Source organism: Shewanella carassii, assembly GCF_002777975.1.
GTDB classification, from domain to species: domain Bacteria; phylum Pseudomonadota; class Gammaproteobacteria; order Enterobacterales; family Shewanellaceae; genus Shewanella; species Shewanella carassii.
On sequence record NZ_NGVS01000029.1, the window covers coordinates 53,753 to 75,205 of the forward strand.

General features: G+C 53.8%; 16 protein-coding genes and 1 pseudogene. 10 read left to right on the plus strand and 7 right to left on the minus strand.

The window, feature by feature from the left end; translation table 11 throughout:
- Positions 1-10: 10 nt before the first annotated feature.
- Complete coding sequence (locus CBE72_RS14365) at positions 11-859, minus strand: MotY family protein (protein ID WP_100144422.1); 849 nt, start codon at positions 857-859, stop codon at positions 11-13.
- 733 nt (positions 860-1,592) lie between these two features.
- Here CBE72_RS14365 and CBE72_RS14370 point away from each other — a divergent pair.
- From CBE72_RS14370 to CBE72_RS14415, 10 genes are all read left to right on the plus strand, one after another.
- A complete protein-coding gene (locus tag CBE72_RS14370; protein ID WP_157929093.1) occupies positions 1,593-2,309 on the plus strand; it encodes a FliM/FliN family flagellar motor switch protein in 717 nt (238 codons plus the stop codon).
- Positions 2,275-2,628 carry a flagellar motor switch protein FliN gene (gene fliN, locus CBE72_RS14375; RefSeq protein ID WP_229672024.1) on the plus strand — a complete coding sequence of 118 codons (354 nt, stop codon included), beginning with the start codon at positions 2,275-2,277 and terminating at the stop codon, positions 2,626-2,628. The genes CBE72_RS14370 and fliN overlap by 35 nt, the downstream gene beginning before the upstream one ends.
- Before the next feature lie 67 nt (positions 2,629-2,695).
- Positions 2,696-3,361 carry a flagellar type III secretion system pore protein FliP gene (gene fliP, locus CBE72_RS14380; RefSeq protein ID WP_229672027.1) on the plus strand — a complete coding sequence of 222 codons (666 nt, stop codon included), beginning with the start codon at positions 2,696-2,698 and terminating at the stop codon, positions 3,359-3,361.
- Positions 3,362-3,365: 4 nt separating this feature from the next.
- Positions 3,366-3,635 carry a flagellar biosynthetic protein FliQ gene (locus CBE72_RS14385; protein ID WP_100144427.1) on the plus strand — a complete coding sequence of 90 codons (270 nt, stop codon included), beginning with the start codon at positions 3,366-3,368 and terminating at the stop codon, positions 3,633-3,635.
- 2 nt (positions 3,636-3,637) lie between these two features.
- Positions 3,638-4,417, plus strand: a complete 780-nt coding sequence (gene fliR / locus CBE72_RS14390; protein WP_100144429.1) for a flagellar biosynthetic protein FliR — start codon at positions 3,638-3,640, stop codon at positions 4,415-4,417.
- Complete coding sequence (gene flhB / locus CBE72_RS14395; RefSeq protein WP_100144431.1) at positions 4,414-5,544, plus strand: flagellar biosynthesis protein FlhB; 1,131 nt, start codon at positions 4,414-4,416, stop codon at positions 5,542-5,544. Before fliR ends, flhB begins: the two co-directional genes overlap by 4 nt.
- Positions 5,545-5,555: 11 nt before the next feature.
- Positions 5,556-7,634, plus strand: a complete 2,079-nt coding sequence (gene flhA, locus CBE72_RS14400; RefSeq protein ID WP_100144433.1) for a flagellar biosynthesis protein FlhA — start codon at positions 5,556-5,558, stop codon at positions 7,632-7,634.
- A 90-nt stretch (positions 7,635-7,724) separates the two neighbouring features.
- A complete protein-coding gene (gene pbpG / locus CBE72_RS14405) occupies positions 7,725-8,630 on the plus strand; it encodes a D-alanyl-D-alanine endopeptidase (protein ID WP_100144435.1) in 906 nt (301 codons plus the stop codon).
- Positions 8,631-8,755: 125 nt separating this feature from the next.
- Entirely contained in the window at positions 8,756-12,250 is a 3,495-nt protein-coding gene (locus CBE72_RS14410) for a hypothetical protein (protein ID WP_100144437.1), read from the plus strand.
- A gap of 169 nt (positions 12,251-12,419) precedes the next feature.
- Entirely contained in the window at positions 12,420-13,913 is a 1,494-nt protein-coding gene (locus CBE72_RS14415; RefSeq protein WP_100144439.1) for a hypothetical protein, read from the plus strand.
- Positions 13,914-14,157: 244 nt separating this feature from the next.
- On the opposite strand, the gene CBE72_RS14420 is transcribed toward CBE72_RS14415, so the two are convergent.
- The 6 genes and pseudogenes from CBE72_RS14420 to CBE72_RS14445 all read right to left on the minus strand — a co-directional run bounded on the left by CBE72_RS14420 (position 14,158) and on the right by CBE72_RS14445 (position 21,323).
- Positions 14,158-14,556 (minus strand): acyl-CoA thioesterase, encoded by a 399-nt coding sequence (locus CBE72_RS14420; protein ID WP_100144441.1) that lies wholly within the window; start codon positions 14,554-14,556, stop codon positions 14,158-14,160.
- 27 nt (positions 14,557-14,583) lie between these two features.
- The gene (locus CBE72_RS14425; RefSeq protein ID WP_100144443.1) at positions 14,584-16,788 is read right to left on the minus strand and encodes a toxin-antitoxin system YwqK family antitoxin; all 2,205 of its coding nucleotides are present in this window, start codon (positions 16,786-16,788) and stop codon (positions 14,584-14,586) included.
- A gap of 127 nt (positions 16,789-16,915) precedes the next feature.
- Entirely contained in the window at positions 16,916-18,709 is a 1,794-nt protein-coding gene (locus tag CBE72_RS14430) for an AMP-dependent synthetase/ligase (RefSeq protein WP_100144445.1), read from the minus strand.
- A 137-nt stretch (positions 18,710-18,846) separates the two neighbouring features.
- Entirely contained in the window at positions 18,847-20,079 is a 1,233-nt protein-coding gene (locus CBE72_RS14435; protein ID WP_100144447.1) for a hypothetical protein, read from the minus strand.
- Positions 20,076-20,927: an ABC transporter ATP-binding protein gene (locus CBE72_RS14440; protein ID WP_100144449.1), complete on the minus strand. Its 852-nt coding sequence runs from the start codon at positions 20,925-20,927 to the stop codon at positions 20,076-20,078. The genes CBE72_RS14435 and CBE72_RS14440 overlap by 4 nt, the downstream gene beginning before the upstream one ends.
- Positions 20,928-20,939: 12 nt before the next feature.
- Positions 20,940-21,323 (minus strand): annotated as a pseudogene (locus CBE72_RS14445) (GntR family transcriptional regulator).
- Positions 21,324-21,453 lie beyond the last annotated feature (130 nt).

Genomic DNA, 21,453 nt, shown 5'->3' on the forward strand with positions numbered 1-21,453 from the left:
GACGCTATCCTCATATTGCTTTGACCAGTCGAATCCGTACTCTACGGTTCACTTCAGAGCGTTCTTTGGAATAGGGCTGACGATTGCCATGATGTCTGGCTTCGATCATCTGCCGTTTCACCCCCATTTCCACCAAAGCAGCCACCACGTTTTCCACCCTATCTTTACTCAAGACCAGATCAACCAGGCGCGAGCTGCTGTCATCAGCATGGCCATCGATCAGTATGGTCTTGATAGAGCGGTCGGCTTCCACATAACGGGCAACTGCCGCGATATCAGCCAACATGGCCGAGTCCAAACCTGCGGTGCCTGAAGGGTAAAAAATCGAAAGATCATGTACATATTCATAATCTTGGGGCACTAACTTGTGTCGGCATTGAGACAGTTCCTGCAAGTGATCCTTGGCGCTGAGAGTATCCACTTCCAAGATCATTTCCGCATTCTGACCCAAGGCGAATTTCCAGCGCCATCCCTGCTCCAACCCCTTGAGGTAGATGTCCAATTGGTCTGCTCGCAGACTGGCTTTTCCAGCCTGCCAATGCATAGGATGGCTCTGAATGACGTCCGGGAACCCCTGACTCCATGCCGGATAACTGACACTGGCCTGTGCCGGAATAGCTTGAGTCAACCAAGATGAAGTCAAAGACAAATTAGAGTGCTGCCCAGGAAGCAATTCCAACTGCAACAAGCCGGCTCCGGGAACCCTATAGCTGAGGCGACAAGCAAAGACACTAGTGGTCAGCTGCCAGTCGGTGTCATCGGCAGCGACCCTGTAAGTCACAGGCTGATTGCTTGGTACTGCATGACTGATTGAGCTGAACAGCAAGAAACACAAAGCTAGAGTCAAAGGCTTCAACACAGTAAATTCCAGTTGGTGGTGGGTAAGTGGGTGGAATACCTACGATGCAAATTCCTTTGGCATTACTCCTAATTTCCAGCAGTGAACTCGAAGCGAATAAATTACGATCTATTATCGAATGTTAAATACGTTTTATATCGAATATCATGCTAATAATTTGGTGTAACTTTATTCACTATGAAAATAACTATTCCAGCAAACTTCAAGATAACAAAAAGTGCTCAGAATAATAAAAATCGCAATTCCAAAGAGAAAATTGACGGCGAAAATACCCCATACAAATGTATCCTGTCAAATTACAAATGCTGTTTTTTGATTAACATCAATGTGTCAATTTTTTGTCTCAATTATGCTTTTTTGACACTGAATAAATACATGCTTTTCAGCTTGTATGATGCGCAGACTCTAGATAATATTCTGCCCCCTATGTCAAATATAGGGCAGGTTAAATTTTTTCGAAAATATGACTTACTTTTGTAGCTGTATTGTTGCGGGCGGCGACTGCGCGGTAATAGTTTAATGAAAATAACTGCACGGTAATAATGTAATGAAGATAACTGCACGGGCAGAGCTAATAAAATCAGATCAGACTCATGATTGTAGGCCAATTGCTCTAATTAGAGAAAAATTAGCCCGTAGCCGTTTATTCGGTCAGTTGGATAACTGTAATCAAGGATTGTTGCAAGCGGTAAATCAAATTCTCAAGCCTTTAACCAGGCAAGGGAGACCGGCATTGATTCGTACCGAATTAACGCCGGGTGAAACTGTACTGAAAAGTTGTAATAAACATCATTGGTTTGCCTTTAAATATCAACGCAAACTATTGGGTTTATTACGAATTGATCGTTGCACTCTGGAACAGTTGGCCAGCAGCTACTATGGCGGTCAATCCAGTCTGCTGTACTCGCCTCTGGGAGCCCCGACTCAGTCTGAATATCGCTTGGGACTCAAGGTGATGCAAGGTGTGCTGGAAAGCATGCCCTTTGATCCCATCAAACCGGACGAACTGCAGATAGAGATCCCCAATGACGAAACCGAGTTTTCGGTTGCCGCCGTCTGGTCGATGAGTTTTCCGGAGAGCTATCCGGCCTGTCCCATGCTGTTTGCCATGACAGATGAACTGCTGGGACGTATTGGCCAAGCCGCGCCCCAGTACCAACAAGCAGACAACCTTGAACAGGCGCTGGAACAACATTTGACCCAGATCCCGGTCAAGCTCAAGTTGGAGCTGGGCTGGCAACCCTTGCCGGTACAGGCTCTGGAACAGCTGCAACCCGGTGAAATCATTCCACTGAACCTGCATCAACGCTGTCCGGTATCGCTGGGAGGTCTAACCCTGTTCTATGCCTCGGTACACAGCCATCAGGGCAATCTGGTTGCCCGCCTGAATCAAGATGCTTTACAACAACATGAGGATGACCAAAGTGGATGGACAAACATCGCTGAGTGATGACTTTTTGCTCGACAATGAGCTGCTTGAAGAACCCACACCGACGGCACAGGTTAAACCCAGCCGTGACATAAGCTTCTTCAAACAGTTGCCCGTACAGGTCACCCTGGAACTGGCCAGCACTGAGATGACGCTCGGCGAGCTGACCCATATGGGACAGGGTGATGTGATCGCCTTGGATCGTATGGTGGGTGAGCCTCTGGATATTCGAGTCAATGGCGCCCTACTCGGACGCGGTGAAGTCGTTGAAGTCAATGGTCGTTACGGCGTACGGCTGCTGGAGGTCGTTGCCAGTGGTGCAACCTTGGTCAAAGAATAACAGTCTCTTCCTACTCGGTTTATTGCTGCTATCACTGCTGGCACTTCCCGTGTCTGCCAGCGATGGCATGACACTCTTCACCCTGGACGACGGCCAACAGGCACAAAAGGTCAACATCAAGCTGGAAATTCTGGCGATGATGACAGTGATGAGCCTGTTACCCGCCATGCTGTTGATGATGACCAGCTTTACCCGAATCATCATAGTGCTGGTGATTTTGCGTCAGGCACTGGGTTTGCAACAGAGTCCGCCCAACAAGGTGTTGATAGGCATCGCCTTGGTGCTCAGCATGTTTATCATGCAACCCGTGGGCAAGGAGATCTATCAAAAAGCCTATCTACCCTATGACCAAGGGCAGATAGAGCTGCCGCAGGCCATTGCGATTGCCGAGCAGCCGCTGAGGCATTTTATGCTGGCACAAACCCGCGAAACCGACCTGGAACAGATGCTGAAAATCGCCCAGGAGCCTCTGACCCTGACCCAGGAACAGATCCCCTTTTTTGTGATCCTGCCGGCCTATGTGCTGTCCGAACTGAAAACCGCTTTTCAGATCGGCTTCCTGTTGTATCTGCCCTTTTTGGTGATAGATCTTGTGGTCGCCAGTGTATTGATGTCCATGGGGATGATGATGCTGTCACCGCTGATTATCTCTTTACCGTTCAAGTTGTTGATCTTCGTGTTGGCCGATGGCTGGTCGATGACGGTCAGTACCCTGACGGCCAGCTTCGGATAGCGTCATGGAGCTGAGTGAACTGACAAGCTTCTTCTCCGATGCCATCTACCTTGCGGTATTGATGGTATTGGTGTTGATCAGCCCGGGCCTGTTGCTGGGGCTGTTGATCGCCATTTTTCAGGCCGCTACCCAGGTCAATGAACAGACCCTGAGCTTTCTGCCCAAACTGGTGTTGACCCTGTTGATGGTGCTGTTTGCCGGTCAATGGTTGATCCAAAAACTGCTCGATATGTTCGACCAGTTGTTTCTCTCGATCCCTCATGTGATTGGCTGAGAATGCTGAGCCTGACGACAGACTATCTGCAGCAACTGCTCGGCTCTTTTTGGTGGCCTTTCAGCCGTCTGCTGGGGGCTTTTCTGGTGATGCCCTTCCTCGGTTATATCCATGTTCCCTTGTTGGTGCGGGTATTATTGGCGCTGCTGTTGGCGGCGTTGATCATTCCGATACTACCGGCGGTACCCATTCTCGATGCCCTCTCCTTCAGTGCCGTATTGCTGGCGCTGGAGCAACTGCTGCTGGGCATGATGTTGGGGCTGTTTCTCAGCATCATGCTGCATATCCTCAGCCTGCTGAGTACCATTTTGTCGATGCAGATGGGGCTCTCCATGGCGCTGGCCAACGACCCCGGCAGCAGTAGCAGTCAGCCTCTGCTCGGGCAGATGTTGGTGATGTATGGCACCCTGCTGTTTCTGGCACTGGATGGCCATCTGGTTGCCATCGGCATCATAGTGGACAGTTTTCGCCTCTGGCCCATAGGCAATGGCCTGTTTGGCCTGCCCTTAATGCAACTCATCGGCCAGTTTGGCTGGATGTTTGCCGCAGCCTTGATGCTGGCGCTACCAGCTGTAATGGCGATGTTGGTGGTCAACCTGACATTCGGGGTGCTCAGCCGCTCGGCGCCCTCTTTGAATATCTTCGCCCTGGGTTTTCCCATGACCATGATCATGGGGCTTTTCTGTGTCCTGCTGTCGTTCTCGACTCTGCCGGACAAATACAGTGACTTTTGCCTCGATGCGTTGTTTGCCATGCATCAGTTTTTGGGAGGGAGCCAATGAGTCAATCCTCCTCCCAGGATAAAACCGAAAAGGCCAGTAGTCACAAGCTGCGCAAGGCCAGGGAAAAAGGCCAGACGCCGCGCTCGAAAGATCTCGGCGCCTGCGTGTTGATGATTGCCGGCTCCATGCTGCTGAGTAGCAGCGGAGATTGGCTGGCGCAGCAACTGATGCAACAGGCAGAGCTGCATATGCTGGTCAGCCGCGAGAGCCTGGATACCCCGGGAATGATGCAAAACCATCTGGCGGCCGCCCTATTGGGAACACTCGAATTACTGGGGCCACTGTTTTTGATGATACTGCTGCTGGCCGCCATAGTGGGCGGTTTGCCCGGTGGCCATGTCTTCAACCTAGGCAATGCGGGCTTCAAGTGGAGTCGTATTGCCCCTTTGAGTGGTCTCAAGCGAATGTGCGGCACCCGCTCTCTGGTAGAGCTGGGGAAATCTTGCCTGAAAGTCAGTCTGCTCATCGGGATCATGTTGCTGTTTTTAAAGCATGATTTCGACCACTTGCTCCATCTGAGTCAACAAGACCTGTTGCAAGGCGCCACCACGGGGCTGCAACTGCTCAGCGACTATATCCTCTACCTCGGGCTCGGGATGTTACTGATCGCCCTGGTCGATGTGCCGTATCAGCTATGGCAGCACTACAAAGAGCTGAGGATGAGCAAGCAGGAGGTCAAGGATGAACATAAACAGATGGAGGGTAAGCCGGAAATCAAGGCCAGAATACGGCAACTGCAACAGCAGTTTGCCCGCTCCCGCGCCTCGGTCGCCGTGCCTCAGGCCGATGTGTTGATGGTCAACCCCAGCCACTATGCCGTGGCACTCAAGTATGACCCGACCCGGGCCGAGGCGCCCTTTGTGCTCTGTAAGGGCCGCGATGAAGTCGCCCTCTATATGCAGAAAATAGCCAAACAACACAGCGTTGAAATCTTAAGGATCCCACCGCTGACCCGCGCCATCTTCCACTCGACGGCGGTCGAGCAACAGATCCCGGCGGCGCTGTTCAAGGCTGTGGCCCATGTACTCAATTATGTGTTGCAGATCCAGGCCGCTCGCGCCGGACGCAAACCCATGCCGGCACCATTGCCGGAATTCCATATTCCACCTCACTTGCGACATGACTAAAGGATAACCCAATGAACTGGCTGCGATTACTGACTGCCAATAAGTCCCATGCCATGGTGCCATTGCTGCTGCTGACCCTGATGGCGATGATCATTCTGCCGCTGCCACCTTGGCTGCTGGATGTGATGTTCACCTTCAACATAGTGTTGGCCATCATGGTGTTGCTGGTGAGCGTGTCGATTCGGCGGCCGCTGGACTTCTCCATCTTTCCGACCCTCTTGTTGCTGGCGACCCTGCTACGGCTCACGCTCAACGTGGCCTCGACCCGGGTGGTACTGATCCGCGGCCATGAAGGCGGTGATTCTGCCGGTAAGGTGATCCAGGCGTTCGGTGAAGTGGTGATTGGCGGCAACTATGTGGTCGGCGCCGTGGTATTCCTGATCCTGATGATCATCAACTTTGTGGTGATCACCAAGGGGGGCGAGCGGATCTCCGAAGTGTCGGCCCGCTTTACCCTGGATGCGCTGCCCGGCAAACAGATGGCGATAGATGCCGATCTCAATGCCGGTCTGCTGACTCAAGAGCAAGCCCGGGATCGGCGTAAAGAGGTCGCCGCAGAAGCCGACTTCTATGGCTCGATGGACGGCGCCTCCAAATTTGTTCGCGGCGATGCCATTGCCGGCCTGTTGATCCTGGCGATCAACATCATAGGCGGTATCTGTATCGGCATCTTTATGCATGATCTCAGCGGCACCGAGGCGTTCAAGACCTATGCCCTGTTGACCATAGGTGACGGCCTGGTAGCACAGATCCCATCGCTGCTGCTGGCAACCGCCGCGGCGATAGTGGTCACCCGGGTGTCTGATGCCGAAGAGATGCCGGCCCAGCTCAACGAACAACTGTTGGCCAATCCCAGGACCCTGGCGACGGCATCACTGGTGATGCTGATCATGGGTCTGGTGCCCGGCATGCCCACTTGGGTATTTCTCTGTGCCGCCGTACTCTTGGGCTTTGTCGCCTACAAGCAGTATCACGCCAAACCAGAAATACTGCCGCCGCCACAGGCCAAACAGGCGGGAGAGGCGCTGAGTGAACCGCCTGCCCCCAGTTGGGACAGCCTGCCCTATGTCGATGCGATAGAGGTCAAGCTGGGCTATCGTCTGGTGTCTCTGGTGGAGAAAGAGCGCGGCGCCGAATTGATGAAGCGTTTGACCGGCATTCGCCGCACTCTGTCGGAGCAGGCGGGTTATCTGCTGCCGGAGGTTAGGGTCAGAGATAATCTGGCGCTGAGTCCGACTCACTATCAAATCAGCATCATGGGCACGCTAGTGGCCACGGCAGAGTTGGATCCGGAGCGGCTGCTGGCGATTCGCGGCAGCAATGTCTTCGGTGAACTGGACGGTATCATCACCCGGGATCCTGCCTATAACATGGAGGCGGTCTGGATAGAGCAGGACAAGAAGGCCAATGCGCTGAACCTGGGCTACTCCGTCGTGGACAACGCCACCGTCATCGCCACCCATGTCGCCAAGTTGCTACGGGAGCGCATGGCCGAGCTATTGCAGCACGATGATGTGATTTCGCTCAATGAACGTCTGGCACGTCAGGCACCCAAGCTAGCCGAGTCTCTGAGCCAGGCGTTGTCGCCGATCCAGCAGCTCAAGGTCTACCGGCTACTGCTCAGGGAGCAGGTTTCTTTGCGGGATATTTTGACCATAGGCACCACACTGCTGGACTGCAGTGAAAACAGTAAAGATCCCGTGCTGTTGGCGGCCGATGTTCGCTGCGCCTTGAGGCAGGCGATAGTACAGGGTATCTGTGGTGATGCGCCGCAGCTCAAGGTAATGACCCTGACTCCAGAGCTTGAGCGGCAACTGATGAGCGCCCTGAGTACCGCTCAGCAGCAAGGTAGTGTGTCGCTGGACGGTTTCCCGGTGGATCCGCAGCTATTGGCACAACTGCAGCAAAAAATGCCGCAGCTGTTGGCCGAGGCCAAGGCCGCCGGACACCATCCTATCCTACTAGTGCCGCCTCAATTGCGGCCGCTGCTGGGACGCTATGCTCTGGCGTTTTCAAGAGGTCTTAATGTATTGTCTTATAATGAGATTTCTGAGAATAAAGACATTATGGTCGCCGGTCAGTTGGGATAAATAGCCAGTATCGGTAACCACTAAATCGTTGTCATTTACCTTGAACTTATACTAAATTCCTACGAAATAACTGTGGGGAAAGTTCAGCTGATGAGAAGATTTGCCGGTTTACTAATATTGATATGCTGCAGCTTTCCGCTTTGGGCAACTGAGCGGCCACAGGCAGAAAAAGGCATTCAGGAGCTGGCTTCGGCCAGCGCCATGCTAGTGGATCTGGAAACCGGGGAACTCCTCTATTCCGATAACCCGCAACAGGTGCAACCCATCGCCTCGATCACCAAACTGATGACGGCCTTAGTCACTCTCGATGCCAAGTTGCCGCTCAACGAGCGGATTACCGTGGATGTTAGTCAGGCCGAAATCATGCAAAACGTGGTGTCTAGGCTTCGTATCGGCAGTGAACTGAAACGCAAAGAAGCGCTGGCGCTGGCGTTGATGTCTTCTGAAAATCGCGCCGCCGCAACCCTGGCACATCACTATCCCGGCGGCTATCAAGCCTTTATCCAAGCGATGAATGCCAAGGCGGCAGAGCTGGGGATGACAGACAGCCACTTTGTCGAACCCACAGGACTATCGGAGCAGAATGTCTCCAGCGCCAGAGACCTGGTCAAACTGTTGCAGGAGACTAAAAAGTATCCCTTGATAGGCGAGCTGAGCTCGGCGCCCAATCTCAGCGTTGCGTTTCGTAAACCCAGATATAATCTGGCGTTTTACAACACCAACCGACTGGTAAATAAACCAAACTGGCAGATCTCTCTCTCCAAGACAGGTTATACCGATGACGCCGGTCGCTGTCTGGTAATGCTGACCCAAATGGCCAAGCGGGAAGTCGCATTTGTGGTGCTGGACGCCTTTGGCAAGCTGAGCCATCTGGCCGATGCCAGCCGCTTAAAGAAGTGGCTGGAAACCGGCAAAATCAGTCCAGTTCCCCAAGAAGCACTGGACTATAAACAGCAAAAGCAAACAGAACGTCAGGCCCTGGCCGCCTCTCGTTAATATTCAGTAAACCGCGGTGACTCAGCGCAGGTTTTCACGCTTGCGTAGCCGCACCCGCAACAAGTTTTGTTATCATTCTCCCCCCTTTAAAGGCCTTTGGCCTTAGCCGTTACTGAGTCAGGAAGATGCAGTCATTTAAAAAGCACACCCTTATCCCGCTGGATCCCCGGGATCCGCTCTCCATCAGCCAAGCACTGGCTCAATACCGGCAACAACTGCAGCAAGGTACTATTCTGCGCCAGGGCATGTTCGATATTGAATTTGTCGCCGTGACCGACAGCGGCAACCGCCGTATGCAGATCGACGACCTGCAAGACTCAGGACTGCGCGCCCTACTGCAGGAAGCCCTGAGCCTAGGACCGGATGGCGAAGGGTTCATGCTGCCGCCACTCATCAGTGACGAGTGTGATCTCTACCTCTCTGAACCCTTGCTGTTCGCCATTGCCATGCAACACTCTCGCCTGACAGCCGAACTGCTAGCAACCGCCGAGGCCATGATAGCCTTCGCCCGCAGGCACAATGATCTGCAGCGCATGTGGCTGGACGACAGCCGCATTTTCGGGGTCGAGGCCCTGTTTCTGCTGGCCCGGCGCACACCCGAACTGGCCTGGCTATTGGCACGCTTTCTGATCCCCGCCTGGGACAATGTCTACAGCAATGGCTATGAGCAATATATGGCACGGCTGCTCGAGCTCAATGGCTGGAGCCCGGATATGCTGCGGGCCTTTGTCTGGTGCGACAGTGACCATCTGCGCCAGGGCTTCTTCTACAGCGGCGAAACCGGCATTCAGAGTCATCAGCCTCTGGCCGACTTCCTCAAGCAAAATCCACAGCAATATCCTCTGTTCAAACAGCTGTTGAGCGAGCGTTTACTCAATAGCCCGAAACTGCTCGCCGCCGAAGACCGCCCACTCGGCAGAGTCGATGCCGTGCTGCATTTCTTTGTCAGCATGTACCCGATTGAGTTTGCCTGGTTTGAAGTTGAACAGAGCGAGGGGCTGGATACCCTGCTTGAAAGCCAGTTTATCCGCGCCAGCCTCGAAGAGGAGATAAGCGACCTGCGCGCCGCCATAGAGAGCCAGGCCAGTGGCGCGCTGGCCTGTTACAGATGCGGCATAACCGAGAGTGTTGAAACCGACGCAGATGAACAAGAAGGCAGCTATCAGGATGAGGACGATGAGCGGCCGGGCAGGCTGCTGCGTCAGTTAAAGCCATTGGTACTGGCGCAACCCCAAGGCGCGGCATTGTGGCAATATCTGCATGATGGCAGCCAACCCCAGGCGCTGGCGGCTCAGCAACCAATAGCATTAATTCCCGCCTGTAAGGCCAAAGCCCTGGGGCTCTATCACTATATAGTCGACTACTGCGTTACGGCAGAATCCAATCGACATATTGCCGAAGAGCTGAGCAGTATTCTCAGCGATAGCCGTTATGAACTGCTCTATGGTGATGAAGAAGATGTCGAAGCCTTTGCCGATATTTTACCATCAAAGAGTCTACCGCAAAGGCAACAGCAGTATTTACGCCTGCTGGATATCTGGTTCGCTTGGCTTGGCAAACCCGAGCTGGAAGAGATCCGCGAAAACCTGGTCGACGATGAAGGACTGCTCGATGATGTCCAATATCTGCAGCGCTACGGCAACCTCAGTGACACCAGTGAGCAGGCGCTGCTCGAGGCGCAACTGGCTAAACTGCTGCAGCAATGGAACGACAAGCGCCAGGTCTACAACCGCCCCTTGTTGAACAAGACCCTGGCCTTATTCCGGCAACACCGCCAGCTTGCTAACCCGGATAACTGGCCGCTGAGCCAAATGGAGCTCGGCCACTATGTGTTACTGGCCTTCCTTTGGCAACAGGACTGTCTGGCCGGGTGCCATGACGCCACCAGCCAGGCGCTGAGCGAGAGATTAAACGCTAATAGTCCTTGGGAACTGCTTGCCGGGCAAGTACTCAAGCAAGCCGCAGACGGTGCCAAGCCGCTCAAGGCGTTTATCTGTCGGCCCGAGCCCTCTCTTTGTGAGCTTGAGGCGCTGCAGCTGGCACAAGACCAGCTCTATCGAAGAGGGCGTGATGATGTTGGCCGCCAATTGACCCTGGAACCCATCAGTGACTTCCAGCCCAAATACCTATTGTTCGACAAACAAGACGGTTTTCGCCGCGGTGCCATGCTGTGCTATTTCCTGCTGGCCTCGCAGCAGGCTTTCACTCACTCCTCGGCTCAGCCAAATGAGCCGCAGGCACCGGCTCTCATACTGGCCCGGCGCCTATGGCAATGGCTGCTGGAACTAGCGCCACTCAAGCTCTTGCATTATACCGCCATGCCTTACAGTGACGATAATTTCGACCCTGAGTTTGACTCTGATACCGAGCGCCTGGGCTTTGTCAGCAGCATGCAATCACTCGGCGTCAGTGAAGCCCTACTGACAGTGTTTGACTTCCAACTGTCGCTGAGCAGCGGCGATGGCGATAACACACTGCGCGCGCTAGCGCAGCTGAGCCCATTGGCCCAGGCCTCATCGAGCCAGGCAGATCCACTGCTGCAGGCACTGAGACGACTGCCGGATAGAGAGAAGCTCAATGCCTTCGAACTGCTCGAGCTGCAATACCCCGGACAAGGCTTTATCCAACACCCCGAGCTGCAGCGGGAGTGGTCACTCTGCCTCGAGTATTTTATTCGCGACAACCTAAAGAGTTGGCAGCGGGTACTGGCTCAAGACTTTGATGGCCGCTGCCAGTTGCTGGAGCGGGGCATAACGCAGCCTGTGGTTGCCGCACCGCAACTTGTGGTTTGCGAGCAGGCCCAAGATGACAGATATGACTGGCTCAACGTCAGCCTGCTTCGGCGTCAGGGTGAAGAGTTGCAGGCATTATTGCTGACCCAAGCGATACCGCCGGAGGGCATGCCCCAAGGTGTTGCGGGCGAGGTGCTGCTGTTTGACGAGAGTGTCAGCGCCGAGGAGATCTTGGCTGCATTCAAGGCCCTGTACTCGGTCGATGTCAGGGTCGCCTTGGTCAATGCTCGACTGCAAGCATACCTGAGTGATGAACTGCCGCTGGCAGCCATGCAAGCCTGCCTGCAACGCCTGTTCGCCATTGATGAGCTGAGTATCTACTCATCCTTCGAGCGTTATGACCTCAAGCAGTGCCTGTGGCTGCTTCCCACCCCAACCCGACAGCGACTGCTGCAGCTCCTGCTTGGCTACCAATTAGGGTTTGAACTGTTCGATAAGCAACTATTGCAGGCCTTTATGGCCAACAAGGTGCAGCGCGGCGACTGGCCAGCAACGCGATACATAGACAGGAGATACCAGGACAGCGATGAGCTGCAGGAAGCCGCGCTGAGCTGGCTGCTGCAAACCTTGGAGCCGCTGCGGCTTGAGCCGATGAAACTGCTGCGTTTTTGCCTCGGCAAGGGGGAATATGAGGCTCCCTGTGACTGGCTAGTCGCTCAACTGAGAAACGGCACGCTGACGCCCCTTATTACTCAGTTGACTGTCAATGAGAAAATCGAGCTGATCGATTGCCTGGAAGGCGACTATCCCGACGCGGCCGAGTTGCTCTCGGCGCTGGCCAACGATGGCTCCCGCCGGGTCAGAGATGCCATGGCAGGACTAGTCTAACTGTCACCCATGGTAAACAGTGAAGGGCGCGCAGAGACTCTGCATCGAATGGTCTCTGCCGCTCCCCTTCAAACTTCTGAATATGAGAGCATGTATCCGGCAAACAGGCTTGTTATCATCGCCGCCACTATTTCAAGGGTCTAGCCCGCACAGTAACTGAGTCAGGAAGATGCAGTCATTTAAAAAGCACACACTTATCCCGCTGGATCCCCAAGATCCCCTCTCCATAGCGCAAGCCCTGACTCAATACCGACATCAATTACAGCAAAGCACTATTCTGCGTAAAGGGATGTTCGATATCGAATTTGTCGCCGCGACAGACAGCGGCAACCGCCGCCTGCAGATCGATGATCTGCAAGATTCAGGACTGCGCAGCCTGCTGCAGGAAGCCCTGAGTCTGGGCCCGGATGGCGAAGTATTCACGCTGCCGCCACTCATCAGTGACGAGTGTGACCTCTACCTCTCTGAACCTTTGCTGTTCGCTATTGCCATGCAACACCCTCACCTGACCCCCGAACTGCTGGCCACCGCCGATGCCATGATAGCCTTCGCCCGTTGGCACAACGATGTGTACAACATGTGGTTGGATGAAACCCGGATCTTTGGCGTTGAGGCCCTATTCCTGCTGGCTCGGCGAGCCCCTGAACAGGCCTGGCGGTTGGCGCACTTTCTGGTTGCCAACTGGGATAATGAAGACAGCAATGGTTATGAGCAATTCATGGCGAGGCTGCTCAACCTCAATGGCTGGAGTGAGGAGATGTTGCGAGCCTTTGTCTGGTGTGACAGTGACCGTTTGCGCCAGGGCTTTTTCTACTCGGATGAAACCGGCATACAAAGCCATCAGGCTCTGGCCGACTTCCTCAAGCAAAATCCGCAGCGATATCTCCAATTCAAACAACTGCTGAGTGAACGTTTACTGAGTTGTCCCAAACTGCTGGCAACCGAGTGGCGCACAACGGAGACTGACGATCCGGTGCAACTCTTTTTTATCAGCATGTTCCCTGCCGCTATCGACTGGTTTGACGTCCAGGAGAGTGAAGGTCTGGAGACGCTATTACAGAGCCACTTTATTCAGGCTCGGCTCAAAGATGAAATAGATACGCTACGCGCATCACTTGAACGCCAGGCAGATGGCCCTCTGGCTTGCCCGGCCGAGGGGTGGCAGCAAGATGCCGACGACAATGAGGATTATCGCCCCGGACAGATGCTACGCCAATTCAAGCCTCTGGTATTAGCGCAACCCCAGGGAGAAGCCTTGTGGCAATATCTGCAAGATGGCAGTCACCCTCAGGCTCTGGAGGCACAACGGCCGCTGGAGATACTCGCCGCCAGTCAGGCCCATGCCCCTCTGTTACATCAGCATATAGTGGATTACTGCGTTTGGGTTGAATCCAACCAACAGATAATCCATGACTTTTGGTTACTGACTTATGAAATGGCCAACGAGCTACTCGACAGTGATGACGAAGACGCCGCCGACTTTGCCGATATTTTGCCATCAGCGACCCCACAGCAAAGACAACAGCAGTACTTACGCTGGTTGGATATCTGGTTTACTTGGCTTGGCAAACCAGAGCTGGAGGATATACGTGAGCAAGTGGTCGATAAACTGCAACTGCTCGACCAACAGCAGTATTTCCAACGCTTCGGCAATCATTCTTAGCAAAGCGCTTGAGCGTTCCTCTTGAGGGACGCTGAGCTTAAAACTAACTCCCGGTGATAGCGGCGCCGGGCTCACTTCCGCAGCAAAGGCAGCAGACGCTGGCGGATCTCTTCCGGGGTATCAGTTCGACTCTTCCTTACTTGTTCCCTCAAAGGACTCTTTAACCAAACACCTCACCAATACCGCAGCCAGAATAGGCCAACGTAGAAGACGCTGGCTTAATCTGTACTTGGAAAACGCCGACTCACTCCCGTAGCAAAGGCTGCAGACGCTGGCGGATCTCATCAGGAATAGGTCGACTCTGCTCACAGCTGTAGTCGTAGTGCACCAGGGTGGTCTTGGCTTCGGCGGTCAGCAGCTCTCCCTGCCAACTCTGTTGCAATACTTCGAACGAGCTGTTGCCTATGCGGCTGACCGAGGTCAATACTCTGACTTTCTTACCGTAATAGGTGGGCGCCTTAAAGGCGATGGTGAATCCGGCCACAATCAGGTTCCAGTTGGTCAGATCCAGACCTGGGTTAAAGATTTCGAACACAGGCTCTCTGGCGGCTTCAAACCACACGGGCAGCACAGTGTTATTGATATGGCCCAGGCCATCGGTTTCATTGAATCTGGGTTGAATATCCAGGCTTAACGCTTCCATAGGGTATCCTATTGTTATTATTGTTGATTAAAACTCGCACTTGTCTTTGCCGGGCTTCAGCTTACCTTGAGGGTCAAACTGTTTGCCGCAAATTTTCTTGCCGTCCCGATACAGGGTTTCATAGCGGCCATCGTGATAGATGCCGATGACCACGCCATCGAAACGGGCACCATTGAAGTTGTAAACCTGTTCACCATTGATCATCCGGTTGTATACAGAGATCCTCGGCTCCTCCTTATGGAGCTTGCCATTGATGTAACGGCGTTCAACCATCTTGTTGGCCGCCGTTAGCTCCTGGCTCTTGAGCAGCCGTCCCTCCCGGTCATAACAGATATATTCCTGTTCATAACCGTAGCTGAGGCGTCTGAAGCAAGCATCCTGACCATCTTCATAGAAGCTGTGTTGCCAACCGCACAAGTTATTGGTGGTTGCCGCGCCGTCATAATCGCAATAGAAGTTGATCTCCTGCAACTGGCCGTTGCGGTGAAAACGATAGCCATCGCCTATGGATATCCCTTTTTCTGTGGTTCGAAAAGAGGAGATCCCATGAGGACTGAAACTGGCCTGCATTCCCTGATCCAACCCTTGACTGAAGTTTTGCAGGCGCTCCAGTTGCCCCTGTTTATCGAAGCGATACCAGCGCCCTTCGGCGCGAGCATCACGATACTGCTGCACCTCCAGCAGTTGCCCCTGCTCGCTGTATCGCAGAACCTGTCCCTGAAGGATCTCATACCAACGACCCTCTTTATCTTGGTAGGCCTGATAATCATACAAACGGCTCAGTTGACCATTTTCATGGAAATACAGCTGTTGGCCGTCTCGCTTACCCTGCTTGAACTGCGCCAGCTTTTTCAACTGACCATTGGCATAGAAGTAACGGCTCTGGCCATCAAGCTGATCGGCAAGATAATTTTCTTCCAGCAACAGTTTGCCACTGTTATCCAGTCGCTGCTGTAGCCCCTGTTTCTTGCCTTGATGGTAATGGGTCCGCAGCTCAGATTCGCCATCCATCTCAACCCAGAGGCCATCTTTCAAGCCGTGGTCATAAGTCACCCTGTTGCCATCTTCAATCCAGGAGCCATGGCGTTTGTTGTCAAGGTACACGCCCTTGAGCCAGATTTTTGTGGGTGTCGGGTTGGCGTCACTGCCAAAATCGGCCAGAAGCTCCTCGTATTCACCATGCAATAAGCCATCTTTGTAGTTCGCAAACCCCAGCGACAGGGTTTCGTCATAGTCAGATTCCAGCTTCCACAGGCCCTGTTGCTTGCCGTCAACATACTGCCCCCGCCAGAACCTGGCATCGAAGTCAGCCTCTATCCACTCGCCCTGCTGCAAACCATTTTGATAGTCACCAGCGGCGTTGATACGGCCATTACGCGGATTGTAACTGGCCCAACTACCATGCAGCTTACCACCTTGATAATGGGCGCTCAGTGTCACGCTGCCCCAGGTACTACCGGAAGGAGTAAACCCCAGCAGCGGGCCACTGCGACCAGCCTCCCCCTCGATATCATCGCGCTGATAAGCCACTTCGGTCACCATAAAGCCTTCCGCTTCACCAATACCAAAGCTGAGCCGCTCCAAGCTGGCGGTCAGGAAGAATGCTGTCTGTCCCTCTTTAATACTGACGGGATACTTGAGCCGATAGGAGTACGCCTGCTCGGCACGCATCACCACTTGCCCCTCTTCATCCCGGTAACCCAAGAGTTGCCCGTCACTCTCCAGTGTGCCTTGTAGCAAGGCCCTGATATTGGCGTCATCAGTGGCGTCAATGTCGTAAGTCATCAAGTATTGTTGCGGCGGCCAGCGCTTCAACTGTTTACGCACTTCGGCCACGGTGAAGTGTTTGAGGGAAGGTGTCAGCCGGTCAAGCCTAGGCTGCAGGCGCTGCAGCCACTGCCAATTGCTGTAGTCCCGGCCATATCCCCTGATGGAAAGTTCTGAGCCGCTCTTGAGCATCACCAGCACTTCGCGCTGTTCATCACCATCGAGATCCTGATAGAACACGGCGACCACCTGAGTCGCTGCCGGGAAGCTGTCCAGTGTTTCACTGTCATTGTCACCCTTTATCTGGGCCAGCAGCTGCTCGCCATCCCGGAAGAAAGACAACTGCTCATTGTCTCCTGCCGGCAGTGTCAAAGGGCCGTGAGCCAATTCAGAGGCTGAAGAAAACGATGAGAATATCAGGAGGAACAAGCCTGTGAGCAAGCTTGGTTGGAATAGTCGTTCCATATACTGCTTCCTTGAGAAATAACCTTGGCAACCGGGCCAAGTTTGGGCGCCAATACTACAACAGCCAAGATTAAATCTAAAGGAATCAGGACATTAAAAAAGGCTGCCCAGGCAGCCTTTTTCAGAATTAACCACCATACATGGCGTTAATTTCGCGGGAATATTTGTGATAGATCATCTTGCGTCTGAGCTTGAGTGTCGGGGTAATCAAACCCGCCTCCATAGAGAAGGCTTCCGGCAACAAGGTAAACTTCTTGATCTGTTCAAAACCCGCCAGCTCCTGCTGTAACTGTTTCAAACGCTCTTCAAAGTGCTCAACCACATGGCTATGACGTATCAGCTCCATGGGGGAATCATAACTGAGTCCCTTCTCTTTAGCCCAGGCTTCCAAGGCTTCAAAGGCTGGAACGATTAGCGCCGTCACATAGTTACGGGCATCGGCGATTACCGCCACCTGTTCGATGAAGGGGCAGCAGCCTACTTTACCTTCAACCCGTTGCGGCGCAATGTATTTACCGTTAGAGGTCTTCATCAACTCTTTGATCCTGTCGGTGATAAACAGATTGCCCTGTTCATCCAGGTAACCGGCATCTCCAGTCTTGAGCCAACCATCTTCGAAGGCCTCGGCGGTATCTTCGGGCCGGTTGAAATAACCACGCATCACGGTATCGCCGCGAACCAAAATCTCGTTCTCGGCCCCGAGACGAATTTCCACTTCGGGCATACAACGACCATTGGAGCCCGTCACTATGCTCTCCAATGTATTACAGGTAACTGTTGCCGTGGTTTCAGTCATGCCGTAACCACAAAGCACCGGCAGATTGATGGCCGAGAAAAACGCCGCGACCTTGGCATCCAAAGCCGCACCACCGCAGGGCATCAACCGCAGACGACCGCCGAGAGCCGCCCTGAGTTTGCCATAGACCAGTTTGTCGGCCAGGCGCCATTGCAACGACAACCAAGCGCTGGGTTGGGCGCGCCCCTGACGCACTTCAAATTGACGCTCGCCCACAGCCAACGCCCAGGCAAACAGTTTACGACGGGTGGCAGAGGCACGCCCGACCTTGTCCTGCACTGCGCTGTATACCTTCTCCAGAAATCTGGGCACCACACACAGGGTATGAGGACGCACGGCGGCAATGGCTTCTTTCACTCTATGGGTGTCAGTAAGATAGACATTCCGCCCACCACGACTGAGTACATAGAAGGTCCAACCGCGCTCATAGACGTGGCTCAGCGGCAGAAACACCAGGGAAACCTGATCCGCGTCAAAAGGGATCAGTTGAAAATGTTGACGCATGGCCGAAGCGAAATTGCGCTGATCCAGCATCACCCCCTTGGGTTCACCTGTAGTGCCAGAGGTGTAGATCAGAGTCAGCAGATCGTCCAGCGTGGCACTCTGCTCTCTAGCATCCAGCTCGGCGCGAGCCTCTTCGGATACTGTCTGTTCAAGCAGGGTATCCAGATGTTGGTGATGAGGTTGCTTGAGGGCAACTTGCTTATCGAACACCACCACGTTTGCCAGCGTCGGGCACAAGGATTCCAGTTCGCAGGCCAATTCATACTGAGCCTGATTGGCGACAAACAACAGCTTGGCACCGGCATCATTGATGATATAGGCGGCTTGTTCCAGGGTGGAAGTAGGATAAACCGGCACCACGACACCGCGGGCGCGGACGACACCGACATCCACGCAGGTCCATTGCGGGCAGTTGTGGGACAAGATCACGGCGCGATCCTGAACTTCAAAGCCGTTGGCGATCAGAGTTCCGGCAATAGCAGCACTGATACGATTAAATTCATTCCAGCTGACCTTATCCCAAGGCGCAGCCATTTCGAAGCCTTCCAGGGCGATATGCTCTGCACGCGCTTCAAGCTGCTGACGCAAGAGATGGGTGATTCTGTACTGCTCTAGAGACATAACTCAGTTTACCTTTTTAGCTTACAGCTGTTCCGCTTTTTGCGATTCTACCCCAAGGCTCAAGTAAACATAAGAGCTTTTGCTCTAGTTTCGTACAGTATCACGCTTCCCCCATAGAGATCAGACCAGTTGTGGTATCAAGGTTCAACGACTCCTGTACGCCATAATCTACGGCTACAACGATGAAACACTACTAGCGCCAATACCAGCATAATCAGGTCAAGGCTCAGCCAAACAACGCTGCCCGAACCTTGTTGTAACCCCCGTGCCAGGCCGGAACTCCAAGTAGAATTGACAATAAACAGCAGCATGACGCCAGCCAGATAGCCTTTCTGGTGGCTGATACTTCCCAGCGCCAGGAGCAGCGCCGAGCCCCAGAGAGCCGCCAGCAATTGGTGCACTCCAGCTAAGCCTTGGGTTTCGCCGACGAACCAATCCAACATCAGGATCAAGGTTAACATCAGCCCCAACAACGCCAGCAATCGGGTTTGGCCGCGGGCAAATGCGGCCGTCAACCCAGCAAGTCCAGTATGCCCGGGCAGCAACAGCAATAACTCAGCCCCTCGCCAGCGTTGCAGCCGACTCCAGTGCACCAGGAAGCAGATGAGCATGGCTAACTGGCCGGCGATATAAATCACCGGCAATTGTTTATGCCAACCTAAATTAACAAGTATCAACAGCAGACTGCTGCCCGGCAGCAGGATCAGCAACCAGCTCAAGGTGGGGCCGATGAAAAAATTGACCGGATGCAGCCAGGCTTCCAACCTCAGCAGCGGCTGCCATATCCCCAGCCTTGGGCCTAAAACCCAACCCGCCTCCAGCCCATTGAGATAGATGCTACGCGCCTGTGGGTGCCAGCAAAGCAAGCGTAACTGTCTGGCGAGCATGACCAATAACACTGTCGTTGCCAACCACCAGCTCCAGGCGGGTAACAGACGGGCAATGGACTCGCTGATTGGCAAGACCAAGAACAGCAGTACCGACCAGTAAAAACACTTGGGATAGCGCAAACATGCCAGTACAAACGCCAGCCCCAGACTCCAGGCAACACCTTGAATAGCCAAATTCGCAGGTGAAATCGCCAAACAAATAAGCTGAACCAGTATCGCCAGCACTGTGGCCTGCAGCAGTAGCGCCTTTTTAAAACCCGGCACCAATACCAGCCATTCACAGGCGGCCAGACGATTGGATTGCCAGGCAAAGGCGGCACATCCAGAAAGAATTGCCATTGCCTGGAGCATCCCGGTCTTGTCGCTATCCCCACTCAACTGTATCACCAGGGCCAAAAACAAGCCCAGTCCGGCCGTTATCAGGAAGCTGACACTGCCGATATCTTTAAGCCATAAGGCAGGGAAAAAAGCCAGCCTCATGGATGCAGCTCCATAAACAGCTGCTCCAGATTCAGGCTGCGGGCATCTATCATGCCGGGCAAGGCCTGCCCCCGATAACCATCCACCACACAGCCGGCACGGGTTGTCGCCAACAGCCGCATGGATTCAGGCAACTGGATGTCACTGTCTGCAGCGAACTTCAGCAAACGCACCTCCTCCCTGAGCGCATCTATCTCCTTAAACAGCAGTAATTCCCCTGCTTTCAGCAACGCCAGATGACTGGCGACCCGTTCCAGATCTGAAGTGATATGTGATGAAAACAGTACGGCGGAACCTGATTCCAACGCCAGCTCGAACAGATCAGCCATAAAACGACGTCTGGCAACGGGATCCAGACTGGCCACAGGCTCATCCAACACCAGCAACTGAGGTCGATAGGCCATTGCCATAATGAGCGCCAGAGACTGACGTTGTCCCCCTGAAAGCCGTTGCACCTGAGCTTTGAGATCCAGACCGAAACGCTGCAACCATTGTTGCTGCAACTCCATGTCCCACTGAGGATAGAAACTGCTGTGCATGGCCAGCGCCCGCTCGACACTGAACCCCTCATAACCGAAGGGCTGCTGCGGCACATAGCCCAAACGCTGCTTACGGCCTGAATCCAGCTGCTGCGGCGCCTGTCCCAGAGTCGTCACCAGGCCACTGTCACAGGGAATGATCCCAAGCGCAATACGCATCAGGGTCGATTTACCGGCGCCATTGGCACCAAGCAGCCCTACCACCATCCCTGGCTCCAACTGCAGATCTACCGCGGTTAAAACAGATTTGCCGTCGAAGCTCTTGTCGACCTTAGTGAAACACAATAATGACCCGGCTGGCTGTTCCATACTTTTTCCCTGTTATTCCTTGGTTTGGGGCCAATATTTGACTACCAGCTGCTGCAGCCCCTGCTGCGACAACCCCAACTGTTGCGCCGTCACCAACAAGTCTTCAAGCTGCGGCGTTATTATGGCCTCGGCCGATAGACTCTGATGAGCCTGACGCAGGGCTACCCGGGTTGCCTGGCCGCGTCGCCGCTCCAGCCATCACTGCTCCACCAACTGCTGCACCGCCCTGGAAACTGTCATGGGGTTTACAGCCAGATGCTCAGCCATCTGCCGCACCGAGGGCAATACGGTTTCCTCGGGCAGCTGACCGCCGACGATCAGATGAATAATCTGCTCGCTCAATTGGCGGTAGATGGGGTCGCCGCTGCTGGGGTTGACATTCAATAGTTCTAACATTAGCCTTGAAACACTGTATTAATACATTGATACAGTAATTAAACTAACACAATCCGGCAGGAATGCCAAAAAGGGACACAAGCATGAAGCAAAGGAACTTTGGCCAACAATACTGGCCTGCCGTAACCAG

Excerpts from the sequence above, each read along its gene's own strand:
- CBE72_RS14420 (WP_100144441.1), bottom strand. The coding sequence starts at position 14,556 with ATGGAAGCGTTAAGCCTGGATATTCAACCCAGATTCAATGAAACCGAT.
- CBE72_RS14410 (WP_100144437.1), top strand. The coding sequence starts at position 8,756 with ATGCAGTCATTTAAAAAGCACACCCTTATCCCGCTGGATCCCCGGGAT.
- CBE72_RS14425 (WP_100144443.1), bottom strand. The coding sequence starts at position 16,788 with ATGGAACGACTATTCCAACCAAGCTTGCTCACAGGCTTGTTCCTCCTG.
- fliN (WP_229672024.1), top strand. The coding sequence starts at position 2,275 with ATGACCAAAGTGGATGGACAAACATCGCTGAGTGATGACTTTTTGCTC.
- flhA (WP_100144433.1), top strand. The coding sequence starts at position 5,556 with ATGAACTGGCTGCGATTACTGACTGCCAATAAGTCCCATGCCATGGTG.
- pbpG (WP_100144435.1), top strand. The coding sequence starts at position 7,725 with ATGAGAAGATTTGCCGGTTTACTAATATTGATATGCTGCAGCTTTCCG.
- fliR (WP_100144429.1), top strand. The coding sequence starts at position 3,638 with ATGCTGAGCCTGACGACAGACTATCTGCAGCAACTGCTCGGCTCTTTT.
- flhB (WP_100144431.1), top strand. The coding sequence starts at position 4,414 with ATGAGTCAATCCTCCTCCCAGGATAAAACCGAAAAGGCCAGTAGTCAC.
- fliP (WP_229672027.1), top strand. The coding sequence starts at position 2,696 with ATGACACTCTTCACCCTGGACGACGGCCAACAGGCACAAAAGGTCAAC.
- CBE72_RS14435 (WP_100144447.1), bottom strand. The coding sequence starts at position 20,079 with ATGAGGCTGGCTTTTTTCCCTGCCTTATGGCTTAAAGATATCGGCAGT.
- CBE72_RS14440 (WP_100144449.1), bottom strand. The coding sequence starts at position 20,927 with ATGGAACAGCCAGCCGGGTCATTATTGTGTTTCACTAAGGTCGACAAG.
- CBE72_RS14430 (WP_100144445.1), bottom strand. The coding sequence starts at position 18,709 with ATGTCTCTAGAGCAGTACAGAATCACCCATCTCTTGCGTCAGCAGCTT.
- CBE72_RS14385 (WP_100144427.1), top strand. The coding sequence starts at position 3,366 with ATGGAGCTGAGTGAACTGACAAGCTTCTTCTCCGATGCCATCTACCTT.
- CBE72_RS14415 (WP_100144439.1), top strand. The coding sequence starts at position 12,420 with ATGCAGTCATTTAAAAAGCACACACTTATCCCGCTGGATCCCCAAGAT.